The sequence below is a fragment of the Nostoc sp. ATCC 53789 genome, assembly GCF_009873495.1.
GTDB lineage: Bacteria > Cyanobacteriota > Cyanobacteriia > Cyanobacteriales > Nostocaceae > Nostoc > Nostoc muscorum_A.
Genome location: NZ_CP046703.1, coordinates 3,519,305 through 3,531,422, shown reverse-complemented (window position 1 = coordinate 3,531,422; position 12,118 = coordinate 3,519,305). Strand labels below are relative to the sequence as shown.

Genomic DNA, 12,118 nt, shown 5'->3' with positions numbered 1-12,118 from the left:
GATCGCAAAAGTTAACTTCTTTGCCCACATTTTCAGGGCTGTTTCATTCCTATAAAAGCCTTACAGAGACTAAAAGAGACAAGAGAAGAATTTCTCCTTCCCTTGTCCCCAGTTTTTCAAGAGGCTTTGAAAGAATGAAACAGCCCTGCCTTTTTTGAGGGTGGTACATAGATTTCTGACAAAGAGGGAGAAAGCTGAAAGCCTAATATGCTTGGGTTAGTGATATTTTGCCGCGCAATATCTTCCCAGTACAAAAAAGATCAATCTCGCATTTTGTTGTATTTGCTTGCGTAAATATACATACTATTTTTCAAATATTATTAGTTATTTTTAATTGTTAGCTGAATTTCGGTTGAATGGACAGGTAATTTTACTGTAAATCAAACTTTTACTATCTAATAAAATTTTGACTATTGTTGTTTTGTTTTTGGAAATTAGCTTCACCATTAATTAATTAAAGTTACGTACAATCTCGGTTTGAGATTTAGTGATTAATTTTATATTTTATTTCTATGTAGTTCTAAAAATAGCTACAAATTATCCCAAAGATAAATAACAAACTAAATATCAACTTCACCCATTTAAATTTTGCGCGGTTGTCAAGTAATTCTATTGGGATTTTGCCTAAAAAAAGTTGTTAATCCCATAGTAATTGCTATTACATATAGCGCGATATTCTGTTTAATATCGCACAATCGCAACTGAATTTAAAAGTGAGTAATTGATTGTTAATTTACTCAATAAGCACGGTGCTATGCCTACCACAGTCACCAATGAACTAAAACATGAAATTTGGCAGTTGTTGCGAGAATATCAGCAATCTCGGTCAGAAAATGTTCGCAATCAACTGGTAAAACTCAATTTTGGACTTGTGAGAAAAGAAGCTCACTACTGGACGAATCAATGTCATGAAACCTACGATGATTTGCTCCAGGTTGGATGTTTGGGTTTAATCAGAGCGATTGAAAAATTTGAACTTTCCAAGGGACATGCCTTTAGTTCCTATGCTCTTCCTTATATTCGAGGTGAAATTCAACACTATCTCCGAGATAAAGGTGTCACCGTGCGAATTCCTCGGAAGTGGTTAGCACTCCAACAGCAAGCAATAGGAGTGTCACGTTCTTGGCGTGAAAAGCATAATCGCCAACCAACAGATACCGAATTAGCAACAGCGCTAGAAATTTCTCCAAACGAATGGCAAGAAATTAAGTTAGCGTGGATAAATCGCGCTCCCTTGAGTCTTGATGTGCCAATCCAAGATGGAGAAGAAGGTTCTACTTGTTTGGGAGAATTGGTTCCTGATCCTCACTATCGCAGCTTTCAATTGGCACAAGAAGACCAACTTCGTTTGCAACAAGCATTGGTTCAACTCGAACAACGCACCCGTGATGTCTTGGAATGCGTATTTTTACAAGATTTGACACAAAAACAAGTTGCAGAACATCTCGGGATAAGTGTCGTGACAGTTTCCCGTAGAGTCAAGAAAGGTCTGGATTTGATGAAACAGCTGATGGGTGTAGCAGACGATTAACTGCAAATAAACTAAATCCGCAGTTATGCTGGGCTGTTAGTGTTAAAAATAACCCTTGAAATGTAAAAAATTAGGTTATAAAGGTAACATACTTTGCCTTTGATACAAATTTTAGGCATGTATATTTCCATTTTTCAATTTTCCAATGGCTTTTGAGAACAGCTCATGGGCAGAAATTCAAAAATTACAATTGCAGCTATTTTAATCTTAGCGATCGCTGGATGTGCTTCTGAAGATACACAACAAGCTGTCAATCCTGCGCCGATTCCTAAAATAGTAGCAAAGTCCCCACCAACGGCTCAATCCTTTAAGAATCCAGTGATACCTGCCAAACAGGTTTCACAAGTTACTCCTGCATCTGTTAACTTGATTCAATCCACTAATCCTACAGAGCGGGCACCGTTAATTCTAGTATCAAAAGATCGGACTGACCCGTTTGCCCAAATTTTTGGACAGACGGTTTCGGGAATACCTAAAACATCTGGGACTGGAAAACCTGTTCCTATCTTGCCTAAGCTACCGACTGCATCGCTAGCAGGACGAAAACTTTCAACACCTCGCATAGCTTTAAATCAGAAGAAAAATATTGCTTCTGTACCAAAAAAAGTTAATTCTACTTTGACTTCAGTCTTACCTAAGGTTTTGCCTCAAGTTGTCCCCAACCCGACTTTAGTATCTGTATTGCCACCAGCAGCACAACCTGAGTTAGCAAGGGCAGTTATTGTGACTGGTGTAGTTCTAATTAGTAAGGAACCGCAGGCAATTATCAAAGTACCAGATGAGCCGACGAGTCGCTATGTGCAAGCGGGACAGCGATTAGCAAATGGCGTACTGATTAAACGGATTGAAATGAATGGAGGCTCTAACCCGATTGTAATTCTCGAACAATTTGGTATCGAAGTTGCCAAAATGGTAGGAGAAGGGCCTGTTAACTCAACACCATCAGCTACATCTGCTAGTGGCAATCCTATTTCAGTGGCAACGCCCTCCTCAAATCCTCTTAATGTTGGAGCTTCATAGAGATGGAGACTAAGGAAAAAATTGAATTCGCTGGTTGTCCTTTAGCTGTCTATAGAGAGATAGCAGCTCATTTACGTCAAGTTGAAGGGGTAGAAGTGGATTTAATTCCCCAATCATCCCAACAGTTTGATTACAATCAAAGTCAAATTGGTGGTTTGTCCATTTCGTGGACAGCAAATTCTACTTCAGAAAGTCGGCAACAATTTAAGCAAATTTTGGCTTACTATCAAAATCGCTATATAAATCCTATTTGATTTGTGAAAATTCAAGCCTCAGATTCCCGATTTCTTAGAGAAGTCGGGAATTTTGTTGTTCATAAATCAATACGGTTCAAAGCGCTACTTGTACAAAATAGTGGGTTTTTGAGATGCGATAAATCGCCGTCTCTACAAGTGTTTTGGTCTTATCTGAACTGTATTAGTTCATAAATGACCGAGTAGGACTATGGTGTATGACGACTTAATACCAATTATTTATTAAACTGCACAAAACCAAGCTTGGTGAAAATTGGGAATTTTGCCCCTTGTTTGGGAGCAACCTCAGAGAAAATCTGTATTAGTACTGAGGTAATGGCTGAAGGATGTTGAGCTAGCAGAAAAATGTAATGATTTGGTAAAAATCCTGTCTGGGGGTATGAAACGACAGTTGCAGATTGCGAGAGCCTTATTGCATCAACCGCAAATTCTGTTTTTGGATGAACCAACGATAGAACTAGACCCCCAAACCAGGCGAAGTCTCTAGGAAATTATTCGGTATTTAAATAAACAAGGAGACGATGCTACTGACGACCCGTTGTATGGATGAGGTTGAATTTTTGTGCGATGCTTTTTGCTTTACCAAGCCAGGACGCATCGGTATTATGGATGGCGATAGGCTGATTTGTTTGGAAACTTTACAACAGCTCTGTTCTGTTAACGGAAAAGGTTTGTGATGAAGCAATTGGGTGTGTCTGAAGTGGAAAATGATAGCGTCCGTAGTTGAGAATATTTGTTTTTCCCATCTTTGAAAGCAGTAAATGTCTACTTAAACGAATAGCCCGATAAAATCGGAATGGTGGTGCGTCCCTCTAATCTGGAAGATATTTTTGTGGAATTAACGGGACGCTAGTTAGATTAACCTCATCCTCCTAACTGCCGCAGCATAGCTTCTACTCTGTCCACTCCTTGCAAGTCATTGCGTCGCTTGTACAAGTCGCGGGCTTTTTGAAGCAAGCTGTTGGCTTGTTTGGTTTGTCGTCGCTGTTTATACATCGAACCCATCAACTCATAAGTCTGGGCGTTGTTTTTATCCAAATCTATTGCTTGTTGATATGCCCAAGTAGCAGCATTATAGTCTCCCATACGAGATTGGGTCACAGCTAATCCTAAATAGGCGTTAACGTTATTACGGTTTAGCTGTATGGCCCGACGGTAGCCTTCTTTTGCCCCAGCGGTGTCTCCCAAATTGGCTTTGATGTAACCCACAGCGTAATAAAAATCACTGTTGTTAGGGTTGATGGCGATCGCACGACGATAAGAAGTTAGTGCTGCCTGGTAATTTCCCTGTTGAGCGTATAGGTAGCCAATACCTGAATGGATTTTAGCATTTTTGGGATCTAGACTAGCTGCTTGCTGATAAACTGCGATCGCACCACCATAATCGCCACTATCTACTAACCTCCGTCCTTCTTCTAGTAGTTGCTTTAATTGTGGATTTTTGGCTTGCGCCACTAATACCTGAGCTTGAGCTACTGAAGGTATGGTGAAGGCAAAACATCCTAGTAACACCACACTAAACACGAATGATGTTGGCTTGTACACAGTAAATTTCCTGAAATTTTAGAGGACTTTTTTCTTGTACATTAAAACAAAAATATGGATTTTTGAAAACTGTATTTATTCGTATGAATTTAGATGTTAATAGTTCATTCACTGTTCCTTTACATTCAGCACTCCATAAGAGAGTTTTGGCTGAAGGATGAGTATAAGCTATCAAGGATCAAATAAAGTTATCCTATATAAAACAGTACAACAGCAAAACGACACCTTTTTTATTCGGTATTTATACGCATTTACTAAAAAATATCAATAGGCATTTAACTTAATCCTATATCTTGATAGGTCAAGCTTACAGGGTTTGGTATTCATTGATGTTTATTATTTAATTTAATAATTTGCTGACTATATATATAATTTTTAGTCTTTTATACTACCTTTTTAGAAGTCATCATCCCGGCATTAACATCCTTTTATGGTCATTACACGGTAAGATAAATTTAATCAGTCAAATGTTCCTTTAAGTCCTAGTTTTTGGTGAGGACAATACTAAAGCTGAAAGCACAATCTCAAGTTGTGCGAGAGGATGTTTATTCAATCTATATTTTGTAATCAAAGTTACAATTTTCACGCATTTGAATAATCAATATGTATATTATTTAGGAGGTTAATTTATGATTATAACTACTACTGATGTAATTCAAGGAGCCGTAATTGAGTCATATTTAGGCATTGTGACAGCCGAAGTAGTCTACGGCAGCAATTTCTTACGGGATTTTTTGGCTGGTATTCGCGATATTATAGGTGGACGTACTGCTAGCTATGAGCGTCTATTTGAGCAGGGTCAACGCAAGGCATTAGAAGAATTAGAACAACGGGCACAACGTTTAGGAGCAAATGCTGTAATCGGGATTGAAATTGATACTGGCACAATCAATCTTGACCAATCAGGAGTTCTTTTGCTGATTACTGCCACAGGCACTGCTGTAAGAATGCGTTAGTTTTTATTGGCTATCTAAATTATTTTGTTAGAAATTTAATAAGTAGTACAAGCTTTTTTACTAAGTTAAAGCTCCAGTCAGATAGATTGTTTTATTATGTCAGAAAATAAGTGTATTTTAATTTAAGTATTTTCCTGAAACATATCTAGAAAATTATTAAAAAATAAATACTTAATTATTGGATTAAATATTGTTAAATAAATTGGAATTTTCTTACTAAAGATAGATTAAATAACTATTTCTATTGATAGATATAAAATTATATGATTTAGCTATTTAATTTTAAGTATAAAGATGAATATACCTCAGATAAAGTTTGCGGAAACAGTACTGGAGAACATAAGCTATGTCATACGTAAATCGGACAGGTAATGAAGTTATTTCTACTGACCCTGTGGTAGCAGGGCGAGTAGCTGAGTATCACGACCTTGTTCGCTGGGGACCGATTATTTCGGGTTTACTTGTATCTTTAGCTACTCAACTAATTTTAAGCGCTATAATTGGTGCGGTTGCAGCAGGCACAGTTGAAGGTTCAGGTGCGCCCAGATCGATTGCTCCTAACGCTGCGGGTAATGCGGGACTTTGGTCAACTATCGCTTTGCTAATATCCTTATTTACTGGTGGTTGGGTTACAGCCCGTGCTTGTGGACCAATGAACCGTAATACCGCTCTTCTTAATGGTGCAATTCTTTGGGCAACGACTTTGGCAGTTAGCTCATGGTTGCTAGCAAGTGGAGTATCTGGGGCTTTTGGTGTTGCTGCTTCTAACGCTGGGGAAGTTATAAACCAGGTACAACAGCAAGGTGGTGTTAATGTACCACGAGCAAATATAAGTGCCCAACAAGCTCGTGATGCGGCTGCTAATTTGCGTTCGGGACTATGGTGGTTTGTGTTTGGTTCTTTGTTGGGTTTAATAGCCTCAATGATTGGAGCCGTAACTGGAGCTCGTAGTCCTAGGGCTAACAGTTACAATCCTTAAATAGTTGTTCGATAAACAAAATGTTATCAACTTTAAAAGCACTTTTTTAAGGTGCTTTTTGTTTATTATTTAAGACTGCCATTTGTAGCATTCAATTGATTCTGTTTTAAGCAGATGTTTTTTCTCAAAAAGGAATTCATTATTTCACTATTTTTTACATACTAACTTTATAAGTAAATAGCAACTTTAGTTGTATATCCGAAGTTGAATACCAGTATAGGATGTTTCTTACTAAAGGAGCATGAATCTATAATATTTGAGTAGCTAAATTAAAAAAGTCAATGTATTAATACAAAACCTATATAGGGTTTTGAATTGCTAAAAAAGCAAGATTTTTAGTTAATTACAAGGAGTAATATCATGGCAGACACAAGCAAACGTGGTTTTGCTTCAATGGATGATGACAAGCAACGGGAAATAGCAAGTAAGGGCGGACAAGCTGCCCATGAGAAGGGTACTGCCCATGAGTTTACATCTGAAGAAGCTCGTGAGGCTGGGCACAAAGGTGGTGAAGCTGTGAGTCAGGATAGAGAACACATGGCTGAAATCGGTCGTGAGGGTGGCAAGAAATCTCACAGTGGCAGTCGTAATCAAGATAGTGATGATGCTGATAGTGAAGAAAAAGGTACTCAAGGAGGCACACCAGAACAACATGCTGAGGCTGGGCGGCAAAGTCACAAAAATAAATAGACTCATCGCCTAGCATTTAAAAGATTCTCACTTTAGTATTGGGGTTTAGGACAATTTCCAACATATCCTATCTGTTAATATCCCGCTTCTAAGCAACAATAATGTTTTTTAGAAACGGGATATTTTTTTTCAAAGCCAATGAAATGCAAATACGACTACAGATCACCATTTAAGATATGAACTTTCAATGCCCTCTTCACGGCGGATTTTACCATCTTTTTCAAACCAGGCTATTATTTGCTGTGCTGTCAAATCTTCAATAACAACACCATATTCTTGGGCGATATGTTTCAACAGCTTAAGTGATGAAATTGTCAATCTTGTTAAAAACTTTTCTGGAGAAGATAACAACGCTGCGTCTACTTTGGCTGACTCTTCCAGAGTTAAAAATTGTGCTGATGGTTGCTGTGGTGGTACATCCATAAATGAAATGCTATCTCAAAGTTAGTTAGGTATTGGGCATAGGGCATTAGTTATTAAAAAAGGACAAATGACAAATAACTAATGATTAATGACGAACTTGTACTAAATAGCCACAACGATGTTCGCCATCAATAATCCAGTGGGTGCGCTCTACGGTACAATCTGGCAATACGGCTGCAAACATTTCTAGTTCGTGACCACAGATACTCGGAAAAGATTCGGCAACGTTAGAAATTGCACAGTTATGCTCCATTAAGATAAAGCGATCGCACTCAAAGGAGTCATTTACATCAACAGCGTGATACTCAGCCATGAAGCCTTCCGCTTTTCTCAACTCTACTAAGTTGGCTACACGTTCTCGCAGTGAACCGCTACCGACGCGATCGCGGTATTCTTTAGCTTTACGCTGCCACTGTTTCTCTAAAATCGATTTAAATTGGTCGTGTCCTACCGTTTCGGCTAAGGTGTCTAGCAACGAAACCGCAAAATTTCCGCTTGCATCACCAAAGCGATCGCTCATTGTTCGATGCAAGCGATCGCGTCCTTGACGACTCAATTCATAAAGATGCTGCGGTCGCCCCATCCCCGCCGCCTGCACTGATGTCGAATACAAAACTAGCTCCTCCGTCTCCAAATCTTTGAGATGGCGACGAATCGCTTGAGGGGTAACGTCTAAAACTTCAGCTAGCTCCAAAGCCGTTGCTTTTTCGTGTTTGTGCAGATACTCAAGGATATCTTGCTTGGTTGAGGACTGGTGGGTAGTCGCCATCTTCATGTGGTGCGAGACATTCAGCGAACGTCCCAAAAAATTTTTTGAAAATTTGACTTTGACAACATTGTTGTTGTTAATTTAGCGTAAAATGAAGATACATTAAACAACAAAGCTGTTGTTTTACTCTCCACCACTATTCTAGCAGCCGTGTAACCATTCCGTAACGGGAGATGGGAATCGGTTAGCCGCAATCCGTCTCCCATCCTAAAAGAGTTCCGAACACGAGAGATTATTACTGATGAGTGCCACTGTCAAAACCTTAGTCAACCAACCCTACAAGTACGGCTTTGTTACAGATATTGAAGCCGACACTATTCCGCGTGGACTAGACGAGGACGTTATCCGCTTGATCTCCTCTAAGAAGAACGAGCCGCAGTTCATGCTGGACTTTCGCCTCAGAGCTTATCGCCAGTGGCAAAAAATGACGGAACCAACTTGGCCCAATGTCAAGTATCCGCCAATAAATTATCAGGATATCATTTACTATTCAGCGCCAAAACAGAAGAAAAAAAAGCTGAACAGCTTGGACGAAGTTGATCCAACCCTTTTAGAAACCTTTGAGAAATTAGGCATTTCCCTATCTGAACAGAAGCGACTGGCAAACGTTGCTGTCGATGCGATTTTCGATAGCGTCTCTGTCGCTACTACATTTAAAGAAAAGCTAGCGGAAGATGGTGTTATTTTCTGCTCGTTTTCGGAAGCGTTGCAAGAACACCCAGAACTGATAAAAAAATATCTGGGTAGTGTTGTTCCTATAGCTGACAATTATTTTGCCGCCTTGAATGCCGCCGTATTTAGCGATGGTTCTTTTGTATACATTCCTAAAGGCGTGAAATGCCCAATGGAACTGTCTACCTACTTCCGCATCAACTCTGGTGATACGGGACAATTTGAGCGGACTTTGATTGTCGCCGAAGAAGGTAGTTATGTTTCTTACCTCGAAGGTTGCACCGCACCGATGTATGATAGCAACCAATTGCACGCCGCCGTTGTGGAACTTGTCGCCCTCGACAATGCGGAAATTAAATACTCCACCGTGCAAAATTGGTACGCTGGCGATGCCAACGGTAAAGGCGGTATTTACAACTTTGTCACCAAGCGCGGTTTGTGTCAGGGCGTAAATTCCAAGATTTCCTGGACTCAAGTAGAAACAGGTTCAGCAATTACTTGGAAATATCCTAGCTGTGTATTAGTGGGTGATAACTCTGTGGGTGAGTTTTACTCGGTGGCGCTGACAAATCATCAGCAGCAAGCCGATACCGGCAGTAAGATGGTTCACGTTGGTAAGAATACCCGCAGTACAATTATTTCTAAAGGAATCTCCGCAGGTAATTCTAGTAATAGTTACCGGGGTTTGGTGAAAGTTAACCCGACGGCTAAAGGGGCGAGAAATTATTCTCAGTGCGACTCAATGCTGATTGGGGATAATGCCCATGCCAACACTTTCCCTTATATTCAGGTGCAAAATAACGGTGCGAAGGTGGAGCATGAAGCTTCTACTTCTAAGATTGGGGAAGATCAGTTATTTTACTTTGCTCAACGAGGTATTTCTTCGGAAGATGCTATTTCGATGATGATTAGCGGCTTCTGTAAGGATGTTTTTAATCAGCTACCGATGGAGTTTGCTGTGGAAGCTGATAAGTTGTTGAGTTTGAAGTTGGAAGGCAGTGTTGGATAAATGGAAACAAGGATAAACACAGGGACATCGGTGTTCTGTGTTTATCTTTTGGAAGAGTAACGAACCGCAGAGGCGCAGAGAGCGCAGAGAAGGGAGAGAAGATGATTATTGAAAATAGTGAAGTTGTGCTGTCGGTACGGAATCTGACGGCTAATGTTGATGGGACACCGATTTTGAAAGGTGTGAATCTGGAGGTGCGATCGGGTGAAATTCATGCGATCATGGGGCCGAATGGTTCTGGTAAGAGTACTTTTTCTAAGGTGTTGGCTGGACATCCGGCGTATGAGGTGACTGGTGGTGAGGTGATTTTTCAGGGGCAAAATCTGCTGGAATTGGAACCGGAGGAACGAGCCAGAAGTGGTGTATTTTTGGCGTTTCAGTATCCGTTAGAAATTCCGGGTGTGAGCAATTTGGATTTCTTGCGGGTGGCGTATAATTCTCGCCGTAAGGCGCAAGGTTTAGAAGAAATAGACGCTTTTGATTTTGACGATTTGATTGAGGAAAAGCTGGATGTGGTGAAGATGAATCCCAGTTTTCTCAGTCGGAGTTTGAATGAAGGGTTTTCTGGTGGCGAGAAGAAGCGGAATGAAATTCTGCAAATGGCGCTGCTAGAACCAAAGTTAGGAATTTTGGATGAGACAGATTCAGGTTTGGATATTGACGCACTGAGAATTGTAGCCAATGGCGTAAATCAACTGGCAAGTCCAGAAAATTCTACAATTTTGATTACCCACTACCAACGGTTACTCGATTATATTGTGCCTGATTTTGTGCATGTGATGGCACAGGGGCGAATTATTACTAGTGGCGGTAAGGAACTGGCACTAGAATTAGAGTCTCGCGGTTATGACTGGGTGCTAGAAGAATTTGCAGCTGCTGAGGTGGGTGTGTAATGAGTATTCAAATATCTCCTAGTCCAATACCTAATTCAAATGCAGTTAGTTTGACATCGACTTTGTTAGATAGAGATGATTATCTAACTGGGTTGTTAAATCAATTAACAGCAACTAAAACAGAGGGGTGGTTACAGGAATTACGCCAAAGCGCTGCTAATTGGGTACGTCACTCGACTATTCCCACCACCCGCGAGGAAGAATGGCGATTTACTGATTTGTCGTCTCTACGAAAGGTGCAATTTAATATAGAGACGGTAAATTATGCGTCTCTAGAATTTGATATTTTGCCAGAGGCGGCTAATAGTCGTTTGGTATTTGTTAATGGCGTTTATGCGCCGGAGTTATCCGCAGTTTCAGATTTACCATCTGGAATTGTAGTGAGTAATTTGGCTGGTTTGTCTGCTGTTGAGCAGGAGGATGTACAGCAGTATTTAGCTCAAGCTGAGGGAGCGCAAGAGGTTTTTACCGCTCTCAATACGGCTGGGATAACTGATGCAGCTGTGGTGTGGGTGAAGAAGAATGTGGTAGTTGAAACGCCAATTCATCTTGTGTTTATTTCGGTTGTGGGTGAGACGGCGATGATTTCGCAGCCGCGTTGTTTGGTGGTGGCGGAAAGTGGTTCGCAGGTGACGTTGGTTGAGGAGTATACGAACCGCAGAGGCGCAGAGAGCGCGGAGAACGGAGTTTATTTAACTAATGCGGTTACGGAAATTTGGGTGGGTGACAATGCTGAGGTGAGTCACACTAGGGTTGAGTGGGAAGGTGCAGAGGCTTTTCATATTGGGAAAACTGCGATCGCACAAGCTCGTGATAGTCGATATACTTGTCATGCCATAACTTTAGGGGCGAAGTTGTCACGGCACAATTTGGAGATTTTGCAAACTGGTGAGCAGACACAGACTACTCTCAATGGTTTGACGATAATTTCTGGTAAGCAGTTGTCTGATACTCACAGTGCGATCGCACTCAACTATCCCCACGGTACAAGTGACCAATTGCATAAATGTATTGTAGGCGATCGCGCTCATGCGGTGTTCAATGGTAAAGTTTTTGTACCCAAACTAGCGCAGTTAACAAATGCATCCCAGTTGAATCGCAATTTGCTGCTATCGTCTAAAGCCAGAGTTGATACCAAACCCCAATTGGAAATTACGGCGGATAACGTAAAATGCGCTCATGGTGCTACTGTTAGCCAATTAGAAGATGACGAAATATTCTATCTGCAAAGTCGGGGAATTGATGAAAACGATGCTCGGAAGTTGTTAATTAACGCCTTCGCTGCTGAAGTTATCAACAAAATATCAGTTCCTTCTCTGCGAGAAATCCTTTTAAACACAGTGAATAATCTCAAGTCCCTGACTAATGAGTAATAAC

The 12,118-nt window shown here is 40.6% G+C and carries 12 protein-coding genes and 1 pseudogene; 10 read left to right on the top strand and 3 right to left on the bottom strand.

Going from position 1 to position 12,118, the window contains the following annotated elements; translation table 11 throughout:
- Positions 1 to 754 precede the first annotated feature (754 nt).
- The 4 genes and pseudogenes from GJB62_RS14475 to GJB62_RS14460 form a co-directional block, all read left to right on the top strand.
- On the top strand, positions 755 to 1,531 hold the full coding sequence (locus GJB62_RS14475; RefSeq protein WP_114086117.1) for an RNA polymerase sigma factor SigF: 777 nt from the start codon (positions 755 to 757) through the stop codon (positions 1,529 to 1,531).
- A gap of 165 nt (positions 1,532 to 1,696) precedes the next feature.
- Entirely contained in the window at positions 1,697 to 2,551 is an 855-nt protein-coding gene (locus GJB62_RS14470; RefSeq protein ID WP_114086118.1) for a hypothetical protein, read from the top strand.
- A gap of 2 nt (positions 2,552 to 2,553) precedes the next feature.
- A complete protein-coding gene (locus GJB62_RS14465) occupies positions 2,554 to 2,805 on the top strand; it encodes a hypothetical protein (RefSeq protein WP_114086119.1) in 252 nt (83 codons plus the stop codon).
- A gap of 304 nt (positions 2,806 to 3,109) precedes the next feature.
- Positions 3,110 to 3,658 (top strand): annotated as a pseudogene (locus GJB62_RS14460) (ABC transporter ATP-binding protein); the annotation flags it as partial.
- An 11-nt stretch (positions 3,659 to 3,669) separates the two neighbouring features.
- Here the strand turns inward: GJB62_RS14460 and GJB62_RS14455 are convergent.
- Positions 3,670 to 4,350: a tetratricopeptide repeat protein gene (locus GJB62_RS14455; RefSeq protein WP_114086120.1), complete on the bottom strand. Its 681-nt coding sequence runs from the start codon at positions 4,348 to 4,350 to the stop codon at positions 3,670 to 3,672.
- A 629-nt stretch (positions 4,351 to 4,979) separates the two neighbouring features.
- Here GJB62_RS14455 and GJB62_RS14450 point away from each other — a divergent pair.
- The 3 genes from GJB62_RS14450 (at position 4,980) to GJB62_RS14440 (ending at position 6,975) form a co-directional block, all read left to right on the top strand.
- A complete protein-coding gene (locus tag GJB62_RS14450) occupies positions 4,980 to 5,306 on the top strand; it encodes a YbjQ family protein (protein ID WP_094327544.1) in 327 nt (108 codons plus the stop codon).
- Positions 5,307 to 5,652: 346 nt separating this feature from the next.
- The gene (locus GJB62_RS14445; RefSeq protein ID WP_114086121.1) at positions 5,653 to 6,285 is read left to right on the top strand and encodes a hypothetical protein; all 633 of its coding nucleotides are present in this window, start codon (positions 5,653 to 5,655) and stop codon (positions 6,283 to 6,285) included.
- 360 nt (positions 6,286 to 6,645) lie between these two features.
- Positions 6,646 to 6,975: a KGG domain-containing protein gene (locus GJB62_RS14440; RefSeq protein ID WP_114086122.1), complete on the top strand. Its 330-nt coding sequence runs from the start codon at positions 6,646 to 6,648 to the stop codon at positions 6,973 to 6,975.
- 162 nt (positions 6,976 to 7,137) lie between these two features.
- Here the strand turns inward: GJB62_RS14440 and GJB62_RS14435 are convergent, their stop codons facing one another.
- The gene (locus GJB62_RS14435; protein ID WP_114086123.1) at positions 7,138 to 7,398 is read right to left on the bottom strand and encodes a hypothetical protein; all 261 of its coding nucleotides are present in this window, start codon (positions 7,396 to 7,398) and stop codon (positions 7,138 to 7,140) included.
- 85 nt (positions 7,399 to 7,483) lie between these two features.
- On the bottom strand, positions 7,484 to 8,167 hold the full coding sequence (gene sufR / locus GJB62_RS14430; protein WP_179073558.1) for an iron-sulfur cluster biosynthesis transcriptional regulator SufR: 684 nt from the start codon (positions 8,165 to 8,167) through the stop codon (positions 7,484 to 7,486).
- Between the two features lie 241 nt (positions 8,168 to 8,408).
- On the opposite strand from sufR, the gene sufB reads away from it, so the two are divergent.
- The 3 genes from sufB to sufD all read left to right on the top strand — a co-directional run bounded on the left by sufB (position 8,409) and on the right by sufD (position 12,114).
- On the top strand, positions 8,409 to 9,848 hold the full coding sequence (sufB, locus tag GJB62_RS14425) for a Fe-S cluster assembly protein SufB (RefSeq protein WP_114086125.1): 1,440 nt from the start codon (positions 8,409 to 8,411) through the stop codon (positions 9,846 to 9,848).
- Positions 9,849 to 9,949: 101 nt separating this feature from the next.
- Complete coding sequence (gene sufC / locus GJB62_RS14420; RefSeq protein ID WP_114086126.1) at positions 9,950 to 10,741, top strand: Fe-S cluster assembly ATPase SufC; 792 nt, start codon at positions 9,950 to 9,952, stop codon at positions 10,739 to 10,741.
- A complete protein-coding gene (sufD, locus tag GJB62_RS14415) occupies positions 10,741 to 12,114 on the top strand; it encodes a Fe-S cluster assembly protein SufD (RefSeq protein WP_114086127.1) in 1,374 nt (457 codons plus the stop codon). The genes sufC and sufD overlap by 1 nt, the downstream gene beginning before the upstream one ends.
- Positions 12,115 to 12,118 lie beyond the last annotated feature (4 nt).

Excerpts from the sequence above, each read along its gene's own strand:
- sufR (WP_179073558.1), bottom strand. The coding sequence starts at position 8,167 with ATGGCGACTACCCACCAGTCCTCAACCAAGCAAGATATCCTTGAGTAT.
- GJB62_RS14475 (WP_114086117.1), top strand. The coding sequence starts at position 755 with ATGCCTACCACAGTCACCAATGAACTAAAACATGAAATTTGGCAGTTG.
- GJB62_RS14445 (WP_114086121.1), top strand. The coding sequence starts at position 5,653 with ATGTCATACGTAAATCGGACAGGTAATGAAGTTATTTCTACTGACCCT.
- GJB62_RS14440 (WP_114086122.1), top strand. The coding sequence starts at position 6,646 with ATGGCAGACACAAGCAAACGTGGTTTTGCTTCAATGGATGATGACAAG.
- GJB62_RS14435 (WP_114086123.1), bottom strand. The coding sequence starts at position 7,398 with ATGGATGTACCACCACAGCAACCATCAGCACAATTTTTAACTCTGGAA.
- GJB62_RS14465 (WP_114086119.1), top strand. The coding sequence starts at position 2,554 with ATGGAGACTAAGGAAAAAATTGAATTCGCTGGTTGTCCTTTAGCTGTC.
- sufB (WP_114086125.1), top strand. The coding sequence starts at position 8,409 with ATGAGTGCCACTGTCAAAACCTTAGTCAACCAACCCTACAAGTACGGC.
- sufC (WP_114086126.1), top strand. The coding sequence starts at position 9,950 with ATGATTATTGAAAATAGTGAAGTTGTGCTGTCGGTACGGAATCTGACG.
- sufD (WP_114086127.1), top strand. The coding sequence starts at position 10,741 with ATGAGTATTCAAATATCTCCTAGTCCAATACCTAATTCAAATGCAGTT.
- GJB62_RS14470 (WP_114086118.1), top strand. The coding sequence starts at position 1,697 with ATGGGCAGAAATTCAAAAATTACAATTGCAGCTATTTTAATCTTAGCG.
- GJB62_RS14450 (WP_094327544.1), top strand. The coding sequence starts at position 4,980 with ATGATTATAACTACTACTGATGTAATTCAAGGAGCCGTAATTGAGTCA.